This window comes from Gemmatimonadales bacterium, from assembly GCA_019637315.1.
GTDB lineage: Bacteria > Gemmatimonadota > Gemmatimonadetes > Gemmatimonadales > GWC2-71-9 > SHZU01.
On record JAHBVU010000014.1, the window covers coordinates 19,449 to 43,653 of the forward strand.

23 protein-coding genes are annotated in these 24,205 nt (G+C 65.4%); 15 read left to right on the plus strand and 8 right to left on the minus strand.

The window, feature by feature from the left end; all coding sequences use genetic code 11:
• The first annotated feature begins 2 nt into the window (after positions 1-2).
• The 15 genes from KF785_12900 (at position 3) to KF785_12970 (ending at position 14,819) form a co-directional block, all read left to right on the plus strand.
• Positions 3-980 (plus strand): NTP transferase domain-containing protein, encoded by a 978-nt coding sequence (locus tag KF785_12900; protein ID MBX3147656.1) that lies wholly within the window; start codon positions 3-5, stop codon positions 978-980.
• Positions 980-2,089 (plus strand): hypothetical protein, encoded by a 1,110-nt coding sequence (locus KF785_12905; protein MBX3147657.1) that lies wholly within the window; start codon positions 980-982, stop codon positions 2,087-2,089. Before KF785_12900 ends, KF785_12905 begins: the two co-directional genes overlap by 1 nt.
• A 42-nt stretch (positions 2,090-2,131) precedes the next feature.
• A complete protein-coding gene (locus tag KF785_12910) occupies positions 2,132-2,998 on the plus strand; it encodes a 3-oxoacyl-ACP reductase FabG (protein MBX3147658.1) in 867 nt (288 codons plus the stop codon).
• Positions 2,999-3,089: 91 nt separating this feature from the next.
• Positions 3,090-3,734 (plus strand): hypothetical protein, encoded by a 645-nt coding sequence (locus KF785_12915; GenBank protein MBX3147659.1) that lies wholly within the window; start codon positions 3,090-3,092, stop codon positions 3,732-3,734.
• Positions 3,731-4,747 (plus strand): isocitrate/isopropylmalate dehydrogenase family protein, encoded by a 1,017-nt coding sequence (locus tag KF785_12920; GenBank protein ID MBX3147660.1) that lies wholly within the window; start codon positions 3,731-3,733, stop codon positions 4,745-4,747. Before KF785_12915 ends, KF785_12920 begins: the two co-directional genes overlap by 4 nt.
• The gene (locus KF785_12925; GenBank protein MBX3147661.1) at positions 4,695-5,033 is read left to right on the plus strand and encodes a hypothetical protein; all 339 of its coding nucleotides are present in this window, start codon (positions 4,695-4,697) and stop codon (positions 5,031-5,033) included. Before KF785_12920 ends, KF785_12925 begins: the two co-directional genes overlap by 53 nt.
• Positions 5,030-6,406 (plus strand): hypothetical protein, encoded by a 1,377-nt coding sequence (locus tag KF785_12930; GenBank protein MBX3147662.1) that lies wholly within the window; start codon positions 5,030-5,032, stop codon positions 6,404-6,406. Before KF785_12925 ends, KF785_12930 begins: the two co-directional genes overlap by 4 nt.
• Position 6,407: 1 nt before the next feature.
• A complete protein-coding gene (locus tag KF785_12935; GenBank protein ID MBX3147663.1) occupies positions 6,408-7,259 on the plus strand; it encodes a metallophosphoesterase in 852 nt (283 codons plus the stop codon).
• A gap of 9 nt (positions 7,260-7,268) precedes the next feature.
• Positions 7,269-7,949 carry a SprT-like domain-containing protein gene (locus KF785_12940; GenBank protein MBX3147664.1) on the plus strand — a complete coding sequence of 227 codons (681 nt, stop codon included), beginning with the start codon at positions 7,269-7,271 and terminating at the stop codon, positions 7,947-7,949.
• 191 nt (positions 7,950-8,140) lie between these two features.
• Entirely contained in the window at positions 8,141-9,334 is a 1,194-nt protein-coding gene (locus KF785_12945; protein ID MBX3147665.1) for an acyl-CoA dehydrogenase family protein, read from the plus strand.
• 34 nt (positions 9,335-9,368) lie between these two features.
• Positions 9,369-10,118, plus strand: a complete 750-nt coding sequence (locus KF785_12950) for an electron transfer flavoprotein subunit beta/FixA family protein (GenBank protein ID MBX3147666.1) — start codon at positions 9,369-9,371, stop codon at positions 10,116-10,118.
• A gap of 2 nt (positions 10,119-10,120) precedes the next feature.
• Positions 10,121-11,092 carry an electron transfer flavoprotein subunit alpha/FixB family protein gene (locus tag KF785_12955; GenBank protein MBX3147667.1) on the plus strand — a complete coding sequence of 324 codons (972 nt, stop codon included), beginning with the start codon at positions 10,121-10,123 and terminating at the stop codon, positions 11,090-11,092.
• Between the two features lie 7 nt (positions 11,093-11,099).
• Positions 11,100-11,951 (plus strand): carboxylating nicotinate-nucleotide diphosphorylase, encoded by an 852-nt coding sequence (gene nadC, locus KF785_12960; GenBank protein ID MBX3147668.1) that lies wholly within the window; start codon positions 11,100-11,102, stop codon positions 11,949-11,951.
• Between the two features lie 43 nt (positions 11,952-11,994).
• Positions 11,995-13,638: a 4Fe-4S dicluster domain-containing protein gene (locus KF785_12965; GenBank protein MBX3147669.1), complete on the plus strand. Its 1,644-nt coding sequence runs from the start codon at positions 11,995-11,997 to the stop codon at positions 13,636-13,638.
• A gap of 17 nt (positions 13,639-13,655) precedes the next feature.
• On the plus strand, positions 13,656-14,819 hold the full coding sequence (locus KF785_12970) for a GGDEF domain-containing protein (protein ID MBX3147670.1): 1,164 nt from the start codon (positions 13,656-13,658) through the stop codon (positions 14,817-14,819).
• Here KF785_12970 and KF785_12975 read toward each other — a convergent pair.
• The 8 genes from KF785_12975 to KF785_13010 all read right to left on the minus strand — a co-directional run bounded on the left by KF785_12975 (position 14,816) and on the right by KF785_13010 (position 24,002).
• Entirely contained in the window at positions 14,816-16,543 is a 1,728-nt protein-coding gene (locus KF785_12975; GenBank protein ID MBX3147671.1) for a urocanate hydratase, read from the minus strand. The genes KF785_12970 and KF785_12975 overlap by 4 nt on opposite strands.
• Positions 16,530-18,080 carry a histidine ammonia-lyase gene (gene hutH, locus KF785_12980; protein ID MBX3147672.1) on the minus strand — a complete coding sequence of 517 codons (1,551 nt, stop codon included), beginning with the start codon at positions 18,078-18,080 and terminating at the stop codon, positions 16,530-16,532. The genes KF785_12975 and hutH overlap by 14 nt, the downstream gene beginning before the upstream one ends.
• Complete coding sequence (gene hutI / locus KF785_12985; protein ID MBX3147673.1) at positions 18,077-19,237, minus strand: imidazolonepropionase; 1,161 nt, start codon at positions 19,235-19,237, stop codon at positions 18,077-18,079. Before hutI ends, hutH begins: the two co-directional genes overlap by 4 nt.
• A 186-nt stretch (positions 19,238-19,423) precedes the next feature.
• Complete coding sequence (gene hutC / locus KF785_12990) at positions 19,424-20,179, minus strand: histidine utilization repressor (GenBank protein MBX3147674.1); 756 nt, start codon at positions 20,177-20,179, stop codon at positions 19,424-19,426.
• Between the two features lie 79 nt (positions 20,180-20,258).
• Positions 20,259-20,711, minus strand: a complete 453-nt coding sequence (locus tag KF785_12995) for a hypothetical protein (GenBank protein ID MBX3147675.1) — start codon at positions 20,709-20,711, stop codon at positions 20,259-20,261.
• On the minus strand, positions 20,708-21,940 hold the full coding sequence (locus tag KF785_13000) for a serpin family protein (GenBank protein MBX3147676.1): 1,233 nt from the start codon (positions 21,938-21,940) through the stop codon (positions 20,708-20,710). The genes KF785_12995 and KF785_13000 overlap by 4 nt, the downstream gene beginning before the upstream one ends.
• A gap of 297 nt (positions 21,941-22,237) precedes the next feature.
• Positions 22,238-23,155 (minus strand): TerC family protein, encoded by a 918-nt coding sequence (locus KF785_13005; protein ID MBX3147677.1) that lies wholly within the window; start codon positions 23,153-23,155, stop codon positions 22,238-22,240.
• A 10-nt stretch (positions 23,156-23,165) separates the two neighbouring features.
• A complete protein-coding gene (locus KF785_13010; GenBank protein ID MBX3147678.1) occupies positions 23,166-24,002 on the minus strand; it encodes a zinc metalloprotease HtpX in 837 nt (278 codons plus the stop codon).
• Positions 24,003-24,205: the final 203 nt, after the last annotated feature.

Genomic DNA, 24,205 nt, shown 5'->3' on the forward strand with positions numbered 1-24,205 from the left:
ACATGCAGGTGATCATTCCGCTGGCCGGGAAGGGAACCCGGGTCCGTCCGCATTCGCACCTGGTGCCGAAGCCGATGCTCAAGGTTGCCGGCCGGCCCGTGATCGACTGGGTGATGGATCGCCTCAAGGGACTCGACGTCTCGGAGCTGATTTTTATCACCGGCCACCTCAAGGAACAGGTCGAGGCCTACGTCACCGACCGGTACGGACTGCCCTGTCGCTTCATCGAACAGAAGGTGCAGGACGGGACAGCCGGTGCGGTGAACCTGGCCCGGCCGCACGTGACCGGGCCGGTGCTCATCATCTTCGTTGACACCGTATTCGAAGCGGACCTGACGCTGGTCAACCGGACCGACGCCGACGGAATCATCTGGGCCAAGGAAGTCGAGGACTATCAGCGCTTCGGTGTCGTGGTCACCGACGACAACGGTTTCATGACCCGGATCATCGAGAAGCCTTCGGAGCCGGTGTCCAAACTCGCCAATATCGGGCTCTACTTCATCCGCGATGTGGCCGCGCTCTGGGCTGGCATCGACCACACGCTTGCTGCCGCACCGAACAAGGGCGAGTACTATCTCACCGATGCATTCCAGCATATGATCGACAGCGGCCGGAAGATTCTGACGGCCGAGGTGGGGGGCTGGTACGACTGCGGCAAGCTCGATACCATGCTCGAGACCAACCAGATCCTGCTCGAGAAGGGAGCTGCCAAGCGAGGGGACTACCCCGGCGTAACGTTCTTCGACCCGGTGCTCGTGGAAGATGGCGCGCGTATCGAGGGGTCGACCATCGGCCCCAATGTCACCGTGGAGCGGGGAACGGTGATTCTCAACTCGAGCGTGTCGCACTCGCTGCTGGGGCGCGACTGCCGTGTCACTGATGCCCGGCTCAGTGCCAGCATGCTTGGCAATCGAGTGTCTGTCACGGGCTTTTCCGGCAGCGTGAGCGTGGGAGACGACTCCGAGATTCGCAGCGCCTGATGGCGCTGCTCGAGCTATACCGATCCTTTGCGGATCTCTGGAGCCATTTCGACTCGGCCGAGGCGTTCGGTTTCGGTCGAGGCTATTCGTTGCCCTCGCTGCAGCCCTTTGATGAGGAAACCTGCCACCAACACGCGGTCGCTTTCCGTTCCCTGGTCGGAGCGGTCGAGGAACTCGAACTCGAGACGCTGGATGAAGAGATCGATCGCACCGTACTGCTCAGCGCGCTCCGGACCCGAGTCGAACGCCTCGATGTCGAGCGTCCGGAGCGCTGGAATCCGGCGCTCTGGGTCAATCGCCTGTTTCAGGCAGCGGTAGCCCGGCCGGGAGATCCCTCGACGCTGGCTGCGCTGCCGGATTGGGTTGCCCGCGCTTCGGCCACGATCCAGAAGCCATCGCTCTTCTCGTTGCAGGTGGCCCTCGGACAACTCGATGACGTTCGCAGTCGGTTGCGAGAAGGTTCCTGGAGCGCCGACCCGGATGTGCAGTCGCGCGCGCTGGCGGCCGTCGAAGCGTTTGACCGTTTCCTGCGGCACGAGGTCGAACCGGATCCGGAGCCGACGGCGGGTTCGCTCGGTGCGGACAAGGTGGAGTGGCGTCTGCACCATGAGCACCTGCTCGAGGTCTCGAGCAGCGAGGCGTTGCGGCGCCTTTCCCGTCGGGTCGCCGTGCTGACGGAACGCGCGCCCCCTCCCCCTCGGTCGGGGCCCGAGGCCGTCGAACCCGATCAGGCTGCTTTCGAGATCCGGACTCGGCTGGTCGCACCGGCGTGGGGTGAGGCCTGGATGCTGTTTGTAGCCGGGATGTCGGGCGGAAACGCTGCCGACGCGGTGCTCGCGCAGGCCCGTAAGGGGGGCCTCGACTACGCAATCCAGATGGGACAGGTTGGCCCGGTCGAGGGCATTTCGCGGCTGGGCGGTGAATCGGCCGCATTCGACGACTTGGTGGTCTTCCCGATGGCGGCGGCCGCGACGACCCTGCTGATTGCCGAGTGGGAGGCTGTCCGCTCACGTTGGGCAGGTGACGATGCGTCATTCGTCGCGGCGGTAACCGGTCACGCAGTGCTCCATCCGGCCCTGGCCGCATGGCGCCTCGACCTCGCCGAATAACTTGCGGTCGGGTCCGCTGACCGATACCTTCGCGCCAACACTATGTCCTCCTCCGAGTTCGGTCGATCCCTGTCGTGGCAGAGCGCGGCATCCACCCGCGCCGCGGTCCTGCCGGAAACGGAAACACGACCGCAGGTTCCGCCTGGGTTCCATGGCAAAACCGTTGTCATCACGGGTGGCGCGACCGGCCTCGGACGAGCCATTGCGCTCGAGTTCGCACGGCGGGGCTGCAACGTCGCCTTCTGTTTCGTGAATCTGGGCGGGCGTGACGTCCGGGAATCCGCACTCCTCACCGAAACGACGCTCGCCGCCATGGGTGTGCGGGTATTCGCTGACAGCTGTGACGTGCGAGATCGTCGGCAGGTGGTCCGCTTCATCGAGGCCGTTCGCGAGCGGTTCGGGGAGGTCCACTTCCTCGTCAATAACGCCGGCATTGCCCGTGACGGTGCATCGTGGCGGCTCGGCGAAGACGACTGGAACGATGTGATTCAGACCAATCTGATTGGTGCCAACAATTGTCTTGCCGTGCTGGCGCCCGTGTTTCGTGCGCAGCATTATGGCAAGGTCGTCAACATCAGCTCGCATCAGGCGACTCGCCCCGGTTTCGGCGTGACCAGCTATGCCGCCAGCAAGGCAGGGCTGGAGGGGCTGACCCGTGCGGCGGCCGTCGAGCTGGGGCCCAGCAACGTCAACGTCAATGCCGTGGCGCCGGGGTTTGTTCGTACGGAGCGGTTGCAGACCCTCCCTCCCGAAGTGCTCGAGCGCGCCCGATCCAGCACGGTGCTGGGTCGGTTGGCAGATCCATCCGACATTGCACATGTGGTGGTCTTTCTGTGCTCCGACGAAGCACGTCATGTCACCGGCCAGATCATCCAGGTCGACGGCGGTCTGAGCCTCGACGTCCGCTGAACGCCCGAAAATCCGGCGCCTGACCCGGGCCCGCCTCTTGCTTCCTTCCTAGTCGTTTTCCGACGCGCCTCCGACTAGATTGGACGTAGCTATGTCATGTCGTTTCAACACCTTCGCCCTATTGTTCGGCCTGGCCGCAGGGCTCGGCTCGAGTCCGGCAACGGCCCAGAGGCGCCCGGTTACGCAGGCGCTCGCAACGGTCGGAATTTCCGGTCAGGGGGTAGCTATCGTTCCGGTCAACCTGCTGGTCATCGAGCCGTCGGTCGAGCCGGGGGTCTTCCCGGCCGAGCGCGTGGCCACGCTCCGACGGATCGATTCGGTCCTGGCCGACGATGCCGCCGTCCGTGCGCCAGATGTCAACTGGATCTCGGCTGATGAACTGCGCCGCATTGCGCGGCGAAGCGGCGGGCTGATGGGTGACCCCAACCAGATGGGACAGTCGGTCATGCGCGCCTGGTCGATGGCGACGGTCCCTGACCCGCTCCGCTCCAACCTGCGAAAGCTGCTGGCCGCCGCCGGGGGGTGGCGTTACGCCCTGATCCCGGCGTCAGTCACCTTCCAATCCGACAGCCTGGGCGCACTCGAGGCCCGGATGTCGATCGTCCTGGCGGATGTTCGCACCGGCAAGGTGGTCTGGCGATCGGTGGCGCGCGGCAGCGGTGACACGCCCGATCAGGCGCTCAAGAGTGCTGTGGCAACGGTCTTTCCCGTCGATGACGGCAACGAGGAATCATGAGCTATGATGTGACCCTGATCCCCGGAGACGGGATCGGGCCCGAAATTACCACAGCAACCGTGGCGGTTCTCGAGGCGACCGGGATCTCCTTCAACTGGGACCGGCAGCTGGGCGGCATGGCAGCCGTCGAGGCGGTCGGCACGCCGTTGCCGGATGCCACGCTCGACAGCATCCGGTCGCGGCGGGTTGCGCTCAAGGGGCCGCTCACCACCCCAGTCGGACCGGGCTACCGATCGGTCAACGTCGCGCTGCGCAAAGAGTTCGAGCTGTTCGCCAACCTGCGCCCGGCCAAGACCATCCTTCCCGGCCGATACGACAACATCGACATCGTGCTGGTGCGGGAGAATCTCGAGGGCTTCTATACCGGCATCGAGCACTGGGTGGCGACTGCCTCCGATCCGCACGCTGCCGGCGTGACGACGGGTGTGACGACGCGCTACGGTTGTGAACGCATTATCCGGTACGCCTTCGAGTACGCCCTGACACACGGTCGCAAGAAGGTTACCATCGTTCACAAGGCCAACATCCTCAAGATGGTGAGCGGGCTTTTCCTCGAAGTCGGCCGCGCGGTTGCCAAGGAGTACGAAGGGCGAGTCGAGGCCAACGACATGATCGTCGACAACTGCGCCATGCAGATCGTGCTTCGCCCCGAGCAGTTCGACGTGATGGTGGCAACCAATCTCTTCGGCGACATTCTGAGCGACGAGCTCTCGGGCTTGGTGGGTGGGCTTGGACTCACGCCGGGCGCCAATATCGGGACGACCGCATCGATCTTCGAAGCGGTGCATGGCAGTGCGCCGGATATCGCGGGCAAGGGCCTCGCCAATCCATCGGCACTGATGCTGGCCGGCGCCATGATGCTCGATCATCTCGGTGAGCTCGACGCCGCAACTCGGTTGCGCAGTGCCATTCACGGTACCATCGTGACCGACGGAATCCGCACCCGGGACCTGGGTGGCAATGCTTCGACTGAACAGTTCGGGAACAGCGTCGCAGCTCGCGTCCGGGGGTAACCCGGTCCCCTGCATCCAGTGCGACCGGCGGGAGACAGGCCTCTCCTGGGGGGACTTCTGCTCGGTCTGTCGCCGTGAACGGGCGCGACGAGCCGACCGACTGGCGCAACGGTGGGCTATCCTGGCGGCAGCTGCGCTCGCGGCCTGGCTGCTGTTCTGGCGGACCCCGGTTCATTCTGCGCAGCGGATCTTTGCGGCGGCGTCGGTGCTGCTCGTGTATCTCGTGATCCGCCGGCTCGTCTCCCGCGTGTTGCAGGAGCTCATGCCCAAGGAGATGAAACGATGAGCATCGGCAGGGTGTCGCGTGGCCGCTGGTCGCTGGCGGCGGGTTTGTTCGGATTGATGCTGGTCGGTCCCGCAGCGGCCCAGACCAGCCTGACGGTCTACAGCGACGGAAGGGTCTTGCATCGGCGGTCGCTGCCGGTTCGGATCCCGGCTGGCCTGTCGAGCCACGACCTTGCGCTGGGTGCGCTGGATGCGTCCTCGATCTTTGCGCTGGATTCTGGCGTGACGATCACCGGTCTCGTCTTCGACCCTGCGGTCGATCAAGGCAACGCGCTCCGGCGTGCCGTGGGGCGCGACCTTCGGTTTGCGACCCGAGGGGCGGGCGGTGCACGGGAGGTCGTTACGGCTCGCGTGCTTGGGGTCGATCCGGAACGGTTCCGCCTCGAAGACGGTACCGTGGTGTTCGAGCGCCCTGGGACGCCTCTCTTTCCCGCTGATCTCGTGCCGGCCGAGCCTTCGACCCGGCTCACCGTGCGGAGCGATCGAGCGCGTACCGGCCTCGGACTTGGTTTCTTCTCCGACGGCGCCTCCTGGCGTGCCTCGTACAGCATCATCCTGGGGCGGTCGCAGGCCGTGGTCAGTGGCCAGGCCCTGATCACGGCGGGACGGCTGCGGGCCGATTCCGCCGAGCTTCAGGTTCTGGCGGGCAACGTGGGTCGGGCAGCACCGGCAATGCGCTTCTCAAGGGAAGGAGTACAGGCCGCGCCGATGGCTGCCCGAATGGACATGGCAGCGGAAGAGAGCGTCGGGGAGGCCCATCTCTATTCGCTGCCTGGCCGGTTCACACTGCTCCCGGGTGTCGAAACGGCCGTGGCGCTGTTCGATCCCGCCCAGGCCGCTTACGAGCGAACCCTCACGGCTTCCGCACAAAATCAGTGGGCGGTCGGGTTACCGCAGCAGGGTGACGAGGAGATCCTGCCGGTGGCCGTCACCTACGTCGTCAAGCGGGCGGCGAAAACCCCGTTCGGCGACCGTCCCGTCCCGGCCGGAGTGGCCCGAATCTACGAGCGCGACCAGCAGGGCCGGCTCCAACTCGTCGGCGAGTCGTCGCTGGGCCACACCGCTGCCGGCCAGGATCTTCGGCTGAGCGCAGGTACCGCGTTCGATCTGACCGCACGGCGGACCCAGACGGCGTATCAGACCCAGCGCGAAGGGCAGCGGACGGTCGCGACCGCGAGCTACACCGTGACGGTGGCCAACGCCAAGGATTCCGCAGCAACCGTCGACGTCCTGGAAGAGCGGCGGGGAGAGTGGTCGGTGCTGCAGAGCTCCGTTCCGGCCGAGCGGGTGTCCAGCACCATCACCAGGTTTCGGCTCCGGGTGCCGCCCAAGGGCGAAGCGACGGTGACCTATCGGATTCGTGTCGTCTGGTAGTGTGATCCGCCTCGTTCAAGTCTCCGATCTTCACTTCGGCCGGGACGTCGATCTCGATCAGATCGACGCCCTGGCTGCGCTGGTGCCCGAGCTGGCGCCGACGGCCGTGGTCGTTGCAGGCGATCTGACTCAGCGCGCTCGTCACGGGGAGTTCCAGGCGGCGCTGGCGTTCGTGAAGGACCTCCGGAAGACCGCGCCGACGCTGGTGATTCCCGGCAACCATGATGTTCAATGGTGGGCCAGTCCGTTCGACCTCCTGGGCGTGCGGCGCAAGTACACCAAGTACCGGATCTACTTCGGTGAGGACCTTGCTCCCGGGCTCGCGCTCCCGGGAGTGGCCATCGAGTCGCTGCTCACCAGTCACGGCGTGGCGGTGGGCTCGATGACCTGGAAGTTCTGGCGCGATCCGGCCGTCAAGGGGCACCTGCCCAGTGCGGAGCTTGCCAGGGTCGCCGCTCGGTTCGCTGCCGCGCCCAGAGACGCGCTACGGGTCGTGGTCACCCATCAGAACATCCTCCGGGGCGAGATCTCGCGGCGCATGGGGTTGGCCCGCTGGAAGGCAGCGCAGCTGGGGCTCGGCGGGGTCGGCGCCGATCTGGTCCTCTGCGGACACGACCATCAGGAAGGCGCCGGCCTGCTTGACGGGCAGGTGGTGATCGCCACCTCGAGCACCCATACCGGCCGAACCCGCGGGCGGCGGCCGTCCGCATTCAACCTGATCGATGTTTCAGCCGACACCATCCAGGTTCGGCACGGGTGCTGGGACCGGACCCGCAGGCGCTTCGACCTCGCCACTCCGGCCGTCTTTCCCCGGCGGACACACCTGTCGAGCGAAGTACCGCAGCCCCGCTAAATTGCCGCGGTGTCCGCCTCATTTGCCCCGGCCCAGTACGCCCTTCCGCTCGACGATCCACCGGATCTGATCGCTCGCTTGCGGGCAGCCGGATTACCGGCCCGTATCCCGGTCACCCTTCATGCCAACCGGCGCGTCATGGTCTCCTTCGACCAGCGCGGCGGCCTCCGGGTGCACCAGGGGTACGCCGTCGCGCCGGACCGTATCGTCGCGGCCATTGCAACCTGGGCGCGCCCCTGGGTGCGCCGTCGAGACCGGAAAGCCGCCGCTCAGGTCTTTCTCGAGTTCTCGGTGCATGGCGACGCCCAGCCAGCGCCCAAGCGTCGACGGGACGCCGCTGAGCCTGGCGACGAGGAGCGACTCGAGCGCCTTCGTGCGCTCCGCGATGCGCTCAACCTGCGCTGGTTCGACGGACAGTTGGCGGCCATCGAGATTGTGCTGTCGAGCCGGATGCGACGCAAGCTGGGCCACTACGAGCCAGCCTCATCGGGTAGCCCGGCAATCGCGATCAGCCGCCGACACATCCGGCGTGACGGCTGGGGGGAGGTCGCCGAGACGCTGCTGCACGAGATGGTCCACCAGTGGCAGGACGAAAGTGGACTCGGCGTCGATCATGGCCCCACCTTCCGGAGCAAGGCCGTCGAAGTCGGGATCGAGCCCCGGGCGGTCGCCGGCCGGCCTGTGGACTGACTCCACCGGCTTCGCTGGCGGCCCAGTCTGGAGACGCGTTGTCGGATCGTGTCGAGAAGAGCGGCGGCGCTTCCCAGGCGATCCGGTACGCCGGGGGCGAAAAAAGGCAGAGCGGCCAACCCTACCGAGTCCCGGGGCGGTCGGCTATCTTTGGAAGTCTGGTAACTTCAGCTTTTACAAGGGGTTGGACCATGTCCGTCGGATCCGCGGCCTTTACCGGCGTCGATTTCTATCAGCTCGATTCGCTGCTGTCGGAAGAAGAACGGGCGGTACGTGATACGGTACGCAGCTGGGTCGACGAGGCGCTGATTCCCATCATCGGTGAGTACTACGACGGCGCCAAGTTTCCCAAGCAGCTGATCCCCGGTCTCGGTGAACTCGGGGTCTTCGGTGCCAACCTGCCGGAAGAATATGGCTGCGCCGGGTTGGGCAACGTCGCCTACGGTCTGATCATGCAGGAACTCGAACGCGGCGACAGCGGCATCCGTTCGTTCGCGTCGGTGCAGGGCGGCCTCGTGATGTATCCGATCTATGCCTTCGGCTCGGAGGAACAAAAGCGGCACTGGTTGCCGCGGCTTGCCAAGGGTGACGAGATCGGCTGCTTCGGTTTGACCGAGCCCGACTTCGGCTCGAACCCGGGTGGCATGATCACGACGGCGCGTGAGACGGCCGACGGTTGGGTGCTCAACGGCACCAAGATGTGGATCACCAACGGGTCGCAGGCGACCGTCGCGATCGTCTGGGCCAAGACCGGCGACATCAACGACTCGAAGTCGATCCGCGGCTTCATCGTTCCGACGGGTACCAAGGGCTTCACGGGCAAAGATCAGAAAGGCAAGCTGTCGCTTCGCGCCTCTGATACGAGCGAGCTGCATCTCGAGGACGTGCACCTGCCCAAGGATGCCATCCTGCCCAAGTCAGCCGGGATCAAGAGCCCGCTGATGTGTCTGACGCAGGCGCGGTACGGCATCGCCTGGGGCGCGATCGGCGCCGCGATGGCCTGTTATGATGAAGCGGTTCGCTACGCCAAGAACCGCGTCATGTTCGGCAAGCCGATTGCCGCGACGCAAATCCAGCAGGTTCGGCTCGCCGACATGCTGACCGAGATTACCAAGGCCCAGCTGCTCTGCCTCCAGCTTGGCCGGATGAAGGACGCGGGCACGATGACTCCCCAGCACGTCTCGCTTGCCAAGCGGAACAACGTCGACATCGCCTGCGATATCGCGCGCGAGGCCCGGCGCCTGCTCGGCGCCAACGGGATTCTGGTGGAGTACCACTCGATGCGTCACATGGCCAACCTCGAGTCGGTTTACACCTACGAAGGCACCCATGACATGCACTCGCTGATCTTGGGGCAGGAGATCACCGGCGAAGCGGCCTTCTAGGTCCGCAACGCCGATTACGCACGGAGTTTCGAGAGTGAAGATTGCCGTTTGCCTGAAACGCGTACCCGATACGACGGCCAAGATCGCCGTGGGCGGGGACGGGAAGACCATCGATGAAGCCGGGGTCAAGTTCGTTCCGAACCCCTATGACGAGTACGCCCTCGAGGCCGCCATCGCGCTCAAGGAAAAGGCTGGCGCGGGTGAAACCGTGGTCATCTCCCTGGGCGGTGAGAGCTCGCAGGAGACGATCCGCACCGCGCTGGCCATGGGCATCGATCGTGGCGTGCTGCTGCAGAGCACCGGGTCGGCCGATGGGCTCGAGGTCGCCAAGGCGATTGCTGCGGAACTCGGCACCGGCGGCTACGACCTGATTCTCTTCGGCAAGATGGCCGTCGACGACTACAATCATCAGGTCGGCGTCATGGTCGGTGAGCTGCTCGGTCTGCCGGTCATCTCTGCAGTGTCGTCGCTCACGGTCGAGAACGGCGCCGTCTCGGCCGAGCGGGAAGTCGAAGGCGGGGTCGAGGTGCTGGGTTGCCAGCTACCGGCGGTCATCACAGCCGACAAGGGCATCAATACTCCGCGGCTGCCGTCGCTCAAGGGCATCATGGCGGCCAAGAAGAAGCCGCTCGAGTCGAAGCCGACCTCGCTTGGTGCGGGTGCTCTGACCGTAACCGGACTCTCCCTGCCCGCTGAGCGGCAGGCCGGTCGGATCGTGGGTGAGGGCGCGGACGCCGTACCCGCGCTGGTGCAGTTGCTCCGCAATGAAGCGAAGGTGATCTGACCATGGCCGCGATTCTTGCAGTGACGGAACAGCGCCAGGGTGCGCTTCGGAAGGTGTCTCTCGAGGTCGTCTCGGCGGCCCGGATCGTAGCGGATGGCCTCGGCGCTACGGTGGACGCGCTGGTGCTGGGGGCCGGAACGGTCGACGGCGCCGGTGGGCTCGGCGGGCACGGTGCCAATCGGGTGCTGACCGCGTCGCACGACGGATTCGGCCTCTACAATCCCGACGGCTATGCCGCGACGATCGCGTCGATCGGCGCGGGTTACACAGCGATCGTGTTCTCTGCCAGCGCCATGGGGCGCGATCTCGCTCCGCGGGTGGCGGCGAAGCTTGGCCAGGCGCTGGCAACCGACGTGACGGCCCTCTCAGTCGATGGCGGCAAGCTGGTGGTGACTCGACCGGTCTATGCCGGTAAGGCGTTGCAGAAACTGACCCTGACCGGCTCGACCGCCATCGTGTCGGTTCGACCCAACACCTTCGCAGCCGACGGCAGCAAGGGGCTCACCGCGGAAACGGTGACGGTCGCGGTTCCCGACTTTACTCAGCGGGTCACGGTCAAAGAAATCAAGGCGCCGGCCCAGGCCGCGCTCGACGTCACCGAGGCGAACATCGTGGTGTCGGGCGGACGCGGCCTCAAGGAACCGGCCAACTTCAAGCTGCTCGAAGACCTGGCAGCCGCGCTTGGCCCTGCGGCGGTCGGCGCCAGCCGCGCGGTGGTCGACGCCGGCTGGCGGGAGCACGGTGCGCAGGTCGGTCAGACTGGCAAGACGGTGGCGCCATCGCTCTACGTTGCAGTCGGCATTTCCGGCGCGATTCAGCACTTGGCCGGGATGCGGACCTCCAAGGTGATCGTCGCCATCAACAAGGACAAGGACGCCCCGATCTTCAAGGTGGCGGACTACGGCATCGTCGGCGATCTCTTCGAGATCCTCCCGCGGCTCACGGACGAGATCCGGAAGCTCAAGGCCGAGTAGATCGTCGATGGCAGAGCGGCTTCCGGACCTCTCGGCCGACGCGGCGCGCCTGGCAGCCGTCGCGCTGGCCGAGGATGGTCCGGTCGATCTGACCACGGCTGTTACCGTTCGGGGTGCTCCCGCAGGCACTGCAATCATCGAAGCCCGGACGGCCGCTGTGGTGTCCGGGCTTCGCTATGCCGAGGAGGCCGCTCGGCTGGCAGGGTGCGACATCGGCTGGCGGGTCACCGAAGGGCAGGCGGTCGAGCCGGGCGAGATCGGTCGCCTGACCGGTGATCTGACCGCGATCCTGCACGCCGAGCGGACGGTGCTCAACCTGCTGCAACGCGCCTGCGGGATTGCCACGGCAACGTGTCGGTATGTCGAGGCAATGAGCGGAACCGGGTGCCGCGTGCTCCATACCCGAAAGACGGCGCCCGGCCTTCGATTGCTCGACGTGGCGGCTGTCGTTGCCGGTGGTGGAACGATCCACCGGATCGATCTGGCGCACACGGTCATGGTCAAGGACAACCACTGGCGCGCCCTGGAACGGGATGGGCGCAGTCTGGCTGAGGCCCTCGAGGAGGCGCGAGCCCGAGGCGCCGTGGCATGCCAGGTGGAGGTGGAGACCGAGGCCCAGTTGGTCGAAGCCTGCGAGGCGGGCGCCGACCGACTGCTGATCGACAATCAGACGCCGGCGACTGTCCGCGTCTGGGCGGCGGTTGCGCGCAATCGGCGGCCCGGCATTGCCATCGAAGCAACCGGCGGCATCACGCTCGAGAATGTGCGCGAGTATGCGCTGGCCGGGGCGGACTTCATTTCCATCGGGGCGCTGACGCATAGCGTGCGCGCGGCCGACATTTCGTTGAACCTGCTGTAGACGGGCCTGTCCCGTTACACCGAGCCACGTGAGGATGGCCTTCATGTCTCGTATCCTGCCGGTCAAGCATCAGCCAGCCCTTCCGGTCGATCGGTTCATTCGCGCCGACGCGCCGAGCGCCGAGGCCATCGAAATGGACGTGCTGTTCGTGGGCGCCGGTCCGGCGGGACTCGCAGGTGCAATCGAACTGTCCCGTCTCGCCAAAGCGGACGGAACGCTGGGAGAGCTCAACATTGGAGTCCTGGAAAAAGCCGGCAGTCTGGGCGAGCACAACCTGTCTGGCGCCGTAGTCAATCCAATTCCGTTTCGCGAGCTGTTTCCGGACGTGCCGATCAGTGAGTTGCCGTTCCGCCAGGCAGTAACCGGTGAGGCGGTCTACCTGATGACCTCGACCGGCTCGATCCGGATCCCGACGCCGCCGACGATGAAGAACCACGGCAACTACGTGGCCTCACTCTGTGAAGTCGTCCGCTGGATGGGCGAGCGTGCTGAGGCGGAAGGCGTCAACATCTTCGCGGGTTTTCCGGTCGACGCGCTTCTGGTCGAGGGCTCCGGTGTCGTCGGGGTGCGGACCACGCCGTCAGGGCTCGACCGCAACGGCGAGCCGGGCGAGGGCTATGCGGAGCCAACCGACCTGACGGCCAAGGTCACCGTCCTCACCGAGGGCACCCGCGGTCCGCTCGCGCAAGCGTGGCGGAGCTGGCGCGGCGTTTCGTCTCCCAATCCGCAGATCTATGCGTTGGGCGTCAAAGAAGTGTGGGACGTCAAGAAGCCGCTCGATCGGATCATCCACACACTGGGATGGCCGCTCCCGCGTGACGCGTTCGGCGGCACCTTCATGTATCCGATGGGACCCAGTCAGGTTGCCATCGGCCTCGTCGTTGGACTCGATGCGCGAGACGCCAATCTCGACGTCCACGAACTGCTCCAGCGCACCAAGCTGCATCCGCTCTTCCGGCAGTATCTGGAAGGCGGCGAACTGGTGGAGTGGGGCGCCAAGACGATTCCTGAAGGCGGCTATTACGCGCTGCCGGATCGGTTCTCCGGCGATGGCCTTCTGATGGCCGGCGATTGTCTCGGCACGGTCGAGGTGGCGAGCCTCAAGGGCATCCACTACGCCATGCAGTCCGGCATGTACGCCGCGCGCGCCGCATTTCAGGCGCTCAAGGCGGGCACGACCGACGGCTCGACCCTGTCGGCCTACGACACGATGCTGCGCGAGAGCTATGTCGTCTCTGATCTCAAGAAGCGCCGGAACATGCGGCTGGCCTTCAAGCAGGGGTTCTATGTCGGCGGCATCAAGAATCTGCTGCTGACTGCGACGGGGGGCGCGTTCCCGGGCGGTAAGATCCATAGCGAGGAGGACGCCGAGGAGGCGCGCGATGTCTCGGCGGCTGTGCCGTTCGTGCCGGACAACGCACTGACCTTCAGCAAGGTCGACGCCGTCTTCAAGTCGGGCAACGCGACGCGTGATACGATTCCGTCGCACCTGATCGTCGGGCAGGATGTCACGCCGGAGGTGGCAGATTTCTACAGCCATGTCTGCCCGGCTGGCGTCTATGAACGCGTCGGCGACGAGCTGCGAGTCAACCCGCCCAACTGTGTCGACTGCAAAGCAACCGATGTGCTGGGCCCACGGTGGACGCCGCGTGAGGGCGGGAGCGGCCCCAAGTACCGGGTGATGTAGACAGGTCGCACCTCATCATGGCTTTGAACCCGGCTGTTCCCGCGCCGACTCGGCGCCCGTTGAGCCGGGTTCGTCGTTTCTGGGCGCCACCCGACGAGTACCAGCGTATCGCAGGCAAGGCGGGCGAGTTGCTGATCGCCCGGATCCGGCTTGGGCTGGTTCTCGCGTTGACAGTGATTCCCGCGATCAACGTCAACATCGTGTCCTCGGAGCAGCGCAGCCAGCATATGGCGGCGCTCTGGGTTGGCGTGATTGCCTCGCTCATTGCCGGCTTCGTCTACTGGGCCGTGGCGCGTGATCGCCGACAGGCTTGGCTTCCGCTCGCTACCACCTTGCTCGATGTCACACTGATTTCGGGCGCGCTCGGTGCCTACGCTTTCACTGGTGATCCACACCTGGTCACCAACAGCAAGAGCACATTCGAGGCGTATTTCATCGCGATCGGCGCCACCTGTCTCCGCTACGACTGGCGGTTGTCCTTCGTTGCCGGGGTCGCGGCGGTGACACAGTACCTGATCCTGCTGATCGTGGTGGTAGGGCTTTTCAACCTGGATGCGCCGGACCTCGTCAGTGAGTTCGGCCGCTTCCGCTGGACCGATCAGCTCTCCCGCCTGGTCCTCCTGGCCACCGCGACCGGTCTGGCCATGCTGATCGTACGGGAAATGCAGCGCCAACGCGAATTGGTGACGACCGACCCGCTGACCGGGATCTTCAACCGTCGCTTCTTCGACGACTATTTCACCAACGAGATTGCCCGCGCGCGTCGTGCCGAGACGCCGGTGTCGGTCGTCATGGTGGATATCGACCACTTCAAGCAGTTCAACGACACCCACGGCCACGCGGTCGGTGATGCGGTGCTGCGTCGTGTGGCGGAGCTGTTGCGCGATGGGGTTCGGCGGAGCGATCTGGTGGCTCGCTATGGAGGCGAGGAATTCGTCGTCATCTTCCGCGACACAACCGCGGAGCAAGCAATCGATCGGGTTGACCTGATCCGAAAGGCTATCGGCGCCGAGGCGCTGCCTGTGCGCAATGCCGGGCCGGTGTACGTGACGGTAAGTGCCGGTGTAGCCACTTGGTCTGCCGACGGGGGCGCCCCGGAGGTGCTGCTGGCCGAGGCGGACCGCCGGCTCTTTCAGGCCAAAGACGCCGGGCGCAATCGCGTAGTGGGCCCGCCGGGCTAGAGTATGCCAGGCAGCGTGAGGCCGGCATTCCGTGCTGTCTCCACAGCAATCGGATACCCTGCGTCTGCATGCCGCATGACCCCCGTGGCAGGGTCGTTCCAGAGGACGCGACGCAGCCGAGCTGCTGCCTCGGGAGTGCCGTCCGCAACGATCACGACCCCCGCATGCTGTGAAAACCCCATGCCGACCCCGCCGCCGTGATGCAGTGAGACCCAGGTTGCCCCGCTGGCGGTGTTGAGCAATGCATTGAGCAGCGGCCAATCGGAAACGGCGTCCGAGCCGTCCTGCATGGCCTCCGTCTCGCGGTTGGGTGAAGCGACCGAGCCCGAATCGAGGTGGTCTCGCCCGATCACGATCGGCGCCTCGAGTTCTCCGGAGGCAACCATCTCGTTGAACGCCAGGCCGAGTCGATGCCGGTCGCCCAGGCCGACCCAGCAGATTCTGGCGGGCAGGCCCTGGAAGCTGATTCGCTCGCGGGCCATGTCGAGCCAGTTGTGCAGCTGCCGGTCGTCGGGGAGCAGCGCTTTGACTCGCTGGTCGGTCTTGTAGATATCCTCGGGGTTACCGGACAGCGCGACCCAACGGAAAGGCCCAACGCCGCGACAGAAGAGCGGACGGATATACGCGGGCACGAAGCCCGGGAAGTCGAAGGCGTCCTGGACGCCCTCCTCCAATGCCATTTGTCGGATGTTGTTGCCGTAATCGACCGTGGGAATGCCGGCCCGATGAAAATCCAGCATGGCGCGGACCTGCACCGCCATGGAACGCCTGGCCTCCCGAGCTACCAGGGCAGGATCGGTTGCCCGAGCGGACTCCCATTGCTCCAGCGTCCACCCGATCGGGAGATACCCATTGACCGGATCGTGTGCCGACGTCTGGTCCGTGACGCAATCGGGGCGAATGCCCCGACGAACGAGCTCGGGAAACACGTCGGCCGCATTGCCCAGCAAGGCCACGGAAACAGCCCGGCCGTCCTGCTTAGCGCGCTCGAGCAGGGCCAAAGCATGGTCGAGGTCATCTGCCTGGATATCGACGTACCGCGTGCGCAGCCGGAAGGCGATTCGGCTGGGCTGGCACTCCACGGCCAGGCACGATGCGCCGGCCATGGTTGCGGCGAGCGGCTGAGCACCACCCATGCCGCCAAGTCCCGCGGTGAGGATCCACCGGCCGCGCAGGTCGCCGCCATAGTGCTGCCGACCCATTTCCACGAAGGTCTCGTAAGTGCCCTGAACGATGCCCTGGCTGCCGATATAGATCCACGAGCCGGCCGTCATCTGGCCGTACATCATCAGCCCTTTGCGATCCAACTCGTTGAAGTGCTCCCAGGTTGCCCAGCGCGGCACCAGGTTCGAGTTGGCCAGCAGGACGCGTGGCGCATCAGGGTGGGTCGTGAAGACCCCCACCGGTTTGCCCGACTGAATCAGCAGCGTCTGATCCGCCTCGAGCGCACGCAACGCATCGACGATCTCATCGAACGCTGCCCAGTTCCTTGCAGCTTTGCCGATGCCGCCGTACACGACCAGGTCTTCGGGGCGTTCTGCTACGTCCGGATCGAGATTGTTCATCAGCATCCGAAGGGGGGCTTCAGTCAGCCAGGTCTTCGCGGATCGGTGCCGGCCTCGCGGGCTGCGGACCAGGCGTGCGCTGGCGCTGTTCCGTGTTGTCATCGGAGGGACCTCGAACGGGGACGGAAGGCGCAGGATCGGCTGGTCATGGCGCGACATCCGGGAGCATGTCGGTGCCGACGGCCTCGGCCAGGAGACCGGATTGCACCAGGTGGGCTGCCATATCGAGGTCCGGCGAGAGGTATCGGTCATCGGCCAGTGGGGCAACGAACTCGCGAAGTCGGGCGCGAGCCCGTTCGAGCGGGTCGCTGGTGCGGAGCGGTGCGTGGAACTCGCAAGCCTGGGCTGCAACCAGGAGCTCGATCCCGATGATCGCCGCCGTGTTCCTGGCCATTTTGAGCAGCCGGTAGGCGCCATGGGTGGCCATCGAGACGTGGTCTTCCTGGTTGGCGGAGGTGGGGATCGAGTCCACACTCGCGGGATGAGCGCACTGTTTGTTCTCGGCGACCAGCGCTGCTGCCGTGACCTGTGCCATCATGAAGCCGGAGTTGAGCCCAGGTACCGGGGTCAGGAACGCCGGCAAGCCCGAGAGGGCCGGGTCGATCAGCATCGCGATCCGCCGCTCGGCAATCGAGCCGACCTCGCAGAGCGCCAGCGCGATCATGTCCGCGGCGAAGGCCACGGGCTCCGCATGGAAGTTACCCCCCGAGATCACCTCGCCCGTGTCGGCAAAGACGAGCGGGTTGTCGGAGACGCCATTGGCCTCATCGGCGAGTGTCTGTGCTGCGTGGCGCAGCAGGTCGAGGCAGGCACCCATGACCTGCGGTTGGCAGCGGAGGCAGTAGGGGTCCTGAACCCGGGCGTCACCCACCAGGTGCGAGGCGCGGATGGCCGATCCCGCCATCAGTGCCCGCAGTGACGCAGCCGCGTCGCGTTGGCCGCGGTGGCGCCGAAGGGCGTGGATCCGCTGGTCAAACGGTCCATCCGAACCCTTCGCTGCATCGGTCGAGAGCGCGCCGGTGATCAGGGCGGCCCGGAGGACTGCCTCGGCTTCGAACAGGCCGGTCAGGGCAAGCGCGGTCGAGACCTGGGTGCCGTTTAGCAGCGCGAGTCCCTCTTTCGGTCCGAGCACCAGCGGTTCGAGGCCGGCCTCGGCGAGAGCCTGGTCAGGTGGCAGAACCGCTTGGCCGAGCACGCTGCAGTGACGGCCGACGCCCATCAGCGCAGCGGTCAGGTGCGCTAGCGGAGCGAGGTCGCCTGAGGCACCGACTGAGCCCTGGTGCGGAATGCCGGGGATGAACCGGGCCGCGAGGCATGCCTCCAGGTGCTGTATCGTTGTCCAGCGGACTCCAGAGGCACCCTGCCCCAGGCTGGCCAGCTTGAGGGCCATGATCAGCCGAACGATCGGAACGGGTAGTACGTCCCCGACGCCGACCGCATGCGACAGGACCAGGTTGCGCTGCAGCGTGGCCAGGTCGGCAGCGTCGATCCGCACGCTCGCCAGCTTCCCGAAACCGGTGTTCACACCGTAGACGGGACTGCCCTTGGAGACGATGCTCTGGATCGTTCTCGCGCCAGCATCCACGGCTGCCTTGGCGCTGGCGTCGAGCCTAACGTTCGAACCGCGATAGATGCTGCGCCAGGTGTCGAGCGAAACCTCGCCGGGATTGAGCGTCAGAATCGTGCTATCGGTCATCTACCCCTCCAGACCCGCCGGAACAGCGGGTTGTATCCCATCCGGTATACCAGCTCGGCGGGACGATCGATGCTCCAGATGGCCAGGTCGCAGGCCTTGCCGGGTTCGAGCGTGCCGCGGTCAGGCAGACCCAGCGCCCGCGCCGCGTGGTAAGTCGTGCCCAGCAGGCACTCGGTTACGGTCAGTCGAAACAAGGTGGCGGCGAGGTTCATCGCCAGCAGGACCGAGGTCAGTGGGGAAGTGCCCGGGTTACAGTCCGTGGCGACAGCCATGGGAACCCCGAGCCGGCGGAACGCCTCGATGGGAGGAATGCGATCTTCGCGCAGCGCATAGAAGGCGCCCGGCAGCATCACGGCCACGGTTCCGCTGGCTGCCAGCGCGGCTGCCCCAGCTTCGCTGGTGTACTCGAGATGATCGGCCGAGAGTGCGTTGTAGCGAGCGGCCAGAGCGGCGCCGCCCGAATCCGAAAGCTGGTCGGCATGCAGCTTGACCGGCAGGCCGTGAGCCGCGGCTGCCTCGAACACTCGCGCGATCTCGGCCGGCGTGAATGCGATTGTCTCACAGAATCCGTCGACCGCGTCGGCCAGCGACCCCGCTGCAACGGCCGGAATCATCTCCCGGCAGAGTCGGTCGATGTACCCGTCACGATCGTCCGCCGCTTCGGGCGGGACGGTGTGCGCACCAAGAAACGTCGTGCAGACCGACACCGGTCGCTCACGGCCGAGTCGTCGTGCTGCGGTCAGGCACCGAAGCTCGCTGGTGAGCTCGAGTCCGTAGCCCGACTTCACCTCGAGTGTCGTGACACCTTCCGCGATCAGGTGGTCGAGCCGGGGGAGGGCGGCCGCGGTCAGCTCATCCTCGGTTGCGGCGCGGGTGGCCCGCACTGTCGACGCGATGCCCCCGCCCGCGCGGGCGATCTCTTCGTAGCTGGCCCCGTCGAGGCGGGCTTCGAACTCGGCAGCGCGGTCGCCGCCGTAAACGAGATGGGTGTGGCAATCGATCAGGCCCGGGGTAATCACTCTGCCGCCACAGTCGATCTCTTCCGGGTCGGGGCCGGCGAGCGCCCGGGTCAGGCCGGTCTCGCTGCCAGCGTATCGGATCAGGCCGCCAGACGCGATCAGAGCCCCGTTCTCGATCGGCTCGAGCCCGTCCGCCATGGTGACGAGCCGCGCGTTGCGGTAGATCCGGGTTCCGGTCACGTCAGGTCGCTGTGGGTTTTGGCAGGATCAAGCTCGGCTCCGAGGCGCGATCGGAGATATGTATAGACCAATGAGGTTCTGTGCAAGAAGGCCAGATTCGCATCTGGCCTTCTTGGGAGTTGGTACGGTCGGAGGTCGCGCCTGTCAGGCCGATGGCGCGAACCGGGCAACCAGTTGATGAACCGATCCGGGATAAGTCAGCGTCACATGGGTGACCGTATGATCGGTGCGCCAGGTTCGGCGCTCGACCACCAGGCAGGCGGTGCCCCGCGGAATCTGGAGCTGATGCGCCATCTCGGCGCTGGCCGGAACCGCCCGAATCCGGTGCTCTGCTTCGGTCCAGGGCACATGATTGACGAGCCAGGACCCTGGCGACGTATCGGCAAAGCTTTCCTCGGCAGCCTGCGGCACGGCTGCCAGGTTGATGACCCGCCGTTCGTGGCAGAACGGCTGATCGGCGGCCAGGTGCAGGCCGTTCACTTCGAGCACCGGAGAATCGCTGTCGAGCTCGAGATGCTGCCGGTCGCTTGGATTGGCCGGGCGCGCCGCGCGATCGATGATCCGGTAATCGTAGCTCATGCCTAACGCGCTGACTTCGGCTTTGAGGTCATGAATCTCGAGCACGGCAGCTTGCGAGTGCGGACGTTTGACGAAGCTGCCGGTCTTGCGCTTCCGCTCGATCAGGCCGGCGTTGGCAAGTCGCGTCATGGCTTTGTTGACGGTCATGCGTGAGCAGCCATAGTAGGCAGTCAGCTCGCGTTCGGACGGAATTCGGTGACCAGGCAGCCAGTTGCCCGCGATGATCTTGTGCTCGAGTTCTTCCTGGATCCGCTGATGCAGCGAAGTGGCCAGGGTTGCCGTGCCGCCGTTGTTGCCGTAGCTCGTTGTCGCCATCGTCATTGTGATCCTCGAGTCAGCGGGCCGCCGCAGCTTCAGGCGGGATCGGTTGTGCCGGCAAGTGCCAGAGCGCTCTCATTGCCTACAGAGGTTTCAAACCTTCGGTGGTCCAGCGCACTTCGTCGTCGATTGCCTGGCGTGAGTAGTCGACTTCGAGCGAGATCGGCACGCCGGTCTCGCCATCGAAGCGGACTCTGACGTCATCCGCCTGGGCATAGGCTCTCTGGATTTCGACGAAGAGTCCGGGAACGTCGGGGTACCATGGTGCGAGATCGTCCTGAATCGGGGCACCGGTCGCGACCACCGTCCGCGACACAACGAGGCCATCCTCGACCCGAACTCTGACAGGGATATTGGCTTGGGGGCAGAAGCAGACCCTGTTTACGGTCAACTCGTAGCTCCGGAGCCCGGCTTCGTCCCAGCGACGCATGGCGTCGGCGAGTCGGCTGGCGGGACTGCCTGGTTCGAACGCGCACGCGCCGAGCGCGAGTGTCAACAGCGCCAGGGTAACGCGAGTACCCAGGGAGTGTTTCATGGGATCGACAGAATCCGGCCGACGAAGAGCACCGTACCCGACAGCCGTTCCCGAATCACGACGAGGTAGGGCCGGTCCACCGTAACGGTGACTCGCGCCGGGGCGCTGGTGACCCCAACGCCGACCGAGGTGACGGCTGCGGCCTCGGTGCCTTCTTCGTTGATGTCGACGAAGGTCTTATGGTCGACTCGGGTAAGCCGAAGGGGGTCGGCTTGCGAAATGCCACTCAGGTCGGCCTGACGGCTGAAGGCGATGCCCATGCCAAGCTGGCTCAATACCGCCTCAAGCGAGTAAGTGTCTTCCAGGCGTAGCTTGGGCATGGCGAGCACGACGTCGGTTTCCCGGAGTCCGCTCGCGATCGTCGTGAACTCATCGGCTGTCAGGCGCCCGACCAGATCATTGGCGGATGTGGTTCCGGTTGGGACTACCACCGTCATGGAATACGCACCCGAGCCGTACCAAAGGTCGACGGCATGGAAGTCGCTGCCTGCGTAGTAAGGACCGCGCGCTTCCCGGTGCATGAACGGCACCTGCTGCTGGCGCCCGTCCTCGGCATGGAAGGTTCCGGTCCGGGTCTCGGCGGGTCGGAACTGTCTCCGCCAGGTACCTTTGAAGTGAATCGCGTTGACGGCAAAGAGGACTTCGTCCGGTGTGATACCATCGAGGATCGTCGGGATCTTGCCGGCCGTTTTACGGTTGACCCAGTCGTTGATGGTCGCCACCGCCGCTGGCGAGCGGAAGTCGAGGACGTCGGCTTCTGCGTCGAAGTAGGTTCGCGCGTTGCTCAGAAAGGCCGGAGCGATCGGAAAAGTCTGCTCAGCCCAGATGGAATTGGCGATGGTGAGCTGTATCTGCGCATCAAGCGAAACGAGCAGCCTGATCAGGTCGCGATAGCCGGCGTTGATGGCCGCGGGCGGAAGCGTCCCGAACCCGAGGGTACTGGCCATGGCCTCGCGGGTGGAGCCTCGCGCCCCATCCATGACCATTCCGAGCGCCAGGGAAACGGATAACGGCGAGATGAACACGTTCTCGGTCGCGTTCGTTGCGACCACCCGCCCGAGCAGGTTGAATGCGAAGGTGTTGTTGGCGCGGATGGCCGTCAGCTCGTCGGAGGAGAGCGTCCGCGGCAACTGCTGCAGCAACGGTGGTTCGACCGTCGGATCGACGCCGGTCGCGGATTCGCAACCCTGGAGCAACAGCAGCCCCAGCCACAACATTCGGATCCGCACCGGACTGTACTCCCGCTCAGGTCGCGGTAGTGTAAGGCAATCGTCGTGCCCTCGGGTGGTGCCGGCGTTACTCTTTGCAGAGCAACGATTTACAGCGGCGCCCCGGGGGTCGCCTATGACGGATCGACACACCGGCGCGGGGAGGCGCGTTGTCGCTCCGACACGCCCGATTATGTGAGATCGGTCAGGCCCGGCTCCGGCTCGGCGGAGCCGGAGCGTCCCGGAGGTGCGTTGCGCCAGGGTGAACGCTAGGTGGGAAGAGCGGGGCGCCGCAGGCCCCGCCCGGTTGGGCCACCCTCAAACTGCCGGCGTGCGACGCGACTTGATGATCGACATCGCGATCGATCCCGTCAGTACCGTCAGGATGAAGCCGAGTGATATCGCGACCGGCAAGTGAAACCATTTGATGAAGATCATCTTGACGCCGACGAACGCCAGAATCAGCCCGACGCCGGGCTTGAGGTACTTGAACTGCTGGATCGCGTCCTGAATCACGAAGAACATTGCGCGCAGCCCCAGGATGGCGAAGATGTTCGAGGTGTACACGATGAACGGATCACGGGTGATGGAGAGAATGGCCGGAATACTGTCGATGGCAAAGACGACGTCGGTCCACTCGATCACCAGGACGACCACGAACAGCGGCGTCGCGAGCCATCCGGCGGGCGTCTTGACGAAGAACCGCGCGCCTTCGTAGTTCGGCGTCATTGGCACCAGTCGCTTGGCCAGCTTGACGAGCGGATTCTTTTCCGGCTCGATCTCATCCTCGTGCTCTTTGAACATCCGGGCGGCCGTGAACAGCAGGATCACCCCCAGCACGATGAAGAGCCAGTCGAAGCGGCCCAGCACGGCCGTGCCCACCACGATCATGATGCCGCGCATCGCGGCCGCGCCGAACACACCCCAGTTGAGCACCTTCGAGTGGGCAACTGGCGGGACCGCGAAGTACTGAAAGATCAGAATGAAGACGAACAGGTTGTCGACCGAGAGGGACAACTCTACCAGATAGCCGGCGTAGTACTCGAGTGCCGACGTCGGCCCGCTCCGCCAGAGAACGATCAGGCCGAAGAGGAGAGATGTCGACACGACGACGGCGGTCCACCGCGACGCCTCGCGCATCGACAGGACGCGCGCCTTTCGATGTACAATGAAGAGATCGGCCGCCAGCAAGGAGAATGCGACGGCCGCAAACAGAAACCACTCGATTGAGTGCACGGATTATTGCCTAGCGCGCGTTCGCCATCTCCATCAGCTTGGCGACCCGTTCCGCGGTTGGAGGATGGGTGGAGAAGAGCTTGGTGAGCCCGCCGCCCGTTGCCGCCAGCGGGTTGACCTGGGCAAGCGGAGCCGCCGCCGGAGTGATCTGCATCGGGATGCGCTGGGCCATGGCGTCGAGCCGCGTGAGCGCGTTGGCCAGCGAGCGTGGCCGCCCCAGAATCTCGGCGCCAACCCGATCGGCCTCGAACTCCCGCTGCCGCGAGACGGCCATTTGAATGATTCCGGCGGCCAGAGGGCCGAGGATCAGGGCTGCCAAGCTCGCAATCGGATGGCCGCCCCCGTCCTCACGGTCCCGCCCGAACATGATCAGCCACGGCAGGTAACCGATTGCGCCGGCAATACCGGCTGCGATGGTCGAGATCAGCATATCGCGGTTCTTGATGTGCGCCAGCTCGTGGGCCACGACACCCTCGATCTCGTCGACTGGCAGCGCACGCAGCAGCCCCGTGGTGACCGCGACGACCGCCTTTTCCGGACTCCGGCCCGTGGCAAACGCGTTAGGCTGAGCTTCGTCCGTGATCGCGACGACGGGCATCGGTAACCCAGCGCGCTGGCGCAGCCGGTCGACCATCCGATACAACTCCGGCGCTTCCTGCTCGCTCACCACCCGAGCCCGGTACATCCGAAGCACCATCTTATCGGAAAAGAAGTACATGATGAAATTCATGGCCGAACCGACCACGAGGGCAAGCACCAGCCCCTGGCTCCCGCCGATGAGCTGCCCCAGCGCCAGAAACAGCGCCATCAGAGCCGCCATCAGAACAAACGTCCGCATGTTATTCATAGTGCAAAACCTGGCACTCCTGCCGTTGGTGTGCAAGAACAAAGCGAGACCCTCGTCACCGCCCTCACGGAGTGAGGCGGTTGACGAAGGTCTCGCTCGAGTCGTTCGCCGACCCGGGATAGCCGTGTTGGCCTCGCAGCCAACAGTCTTGACGACCACCCCGTCCGTCTTTCGCGACGGATAAGCTACTCCCCTTCTCGAGG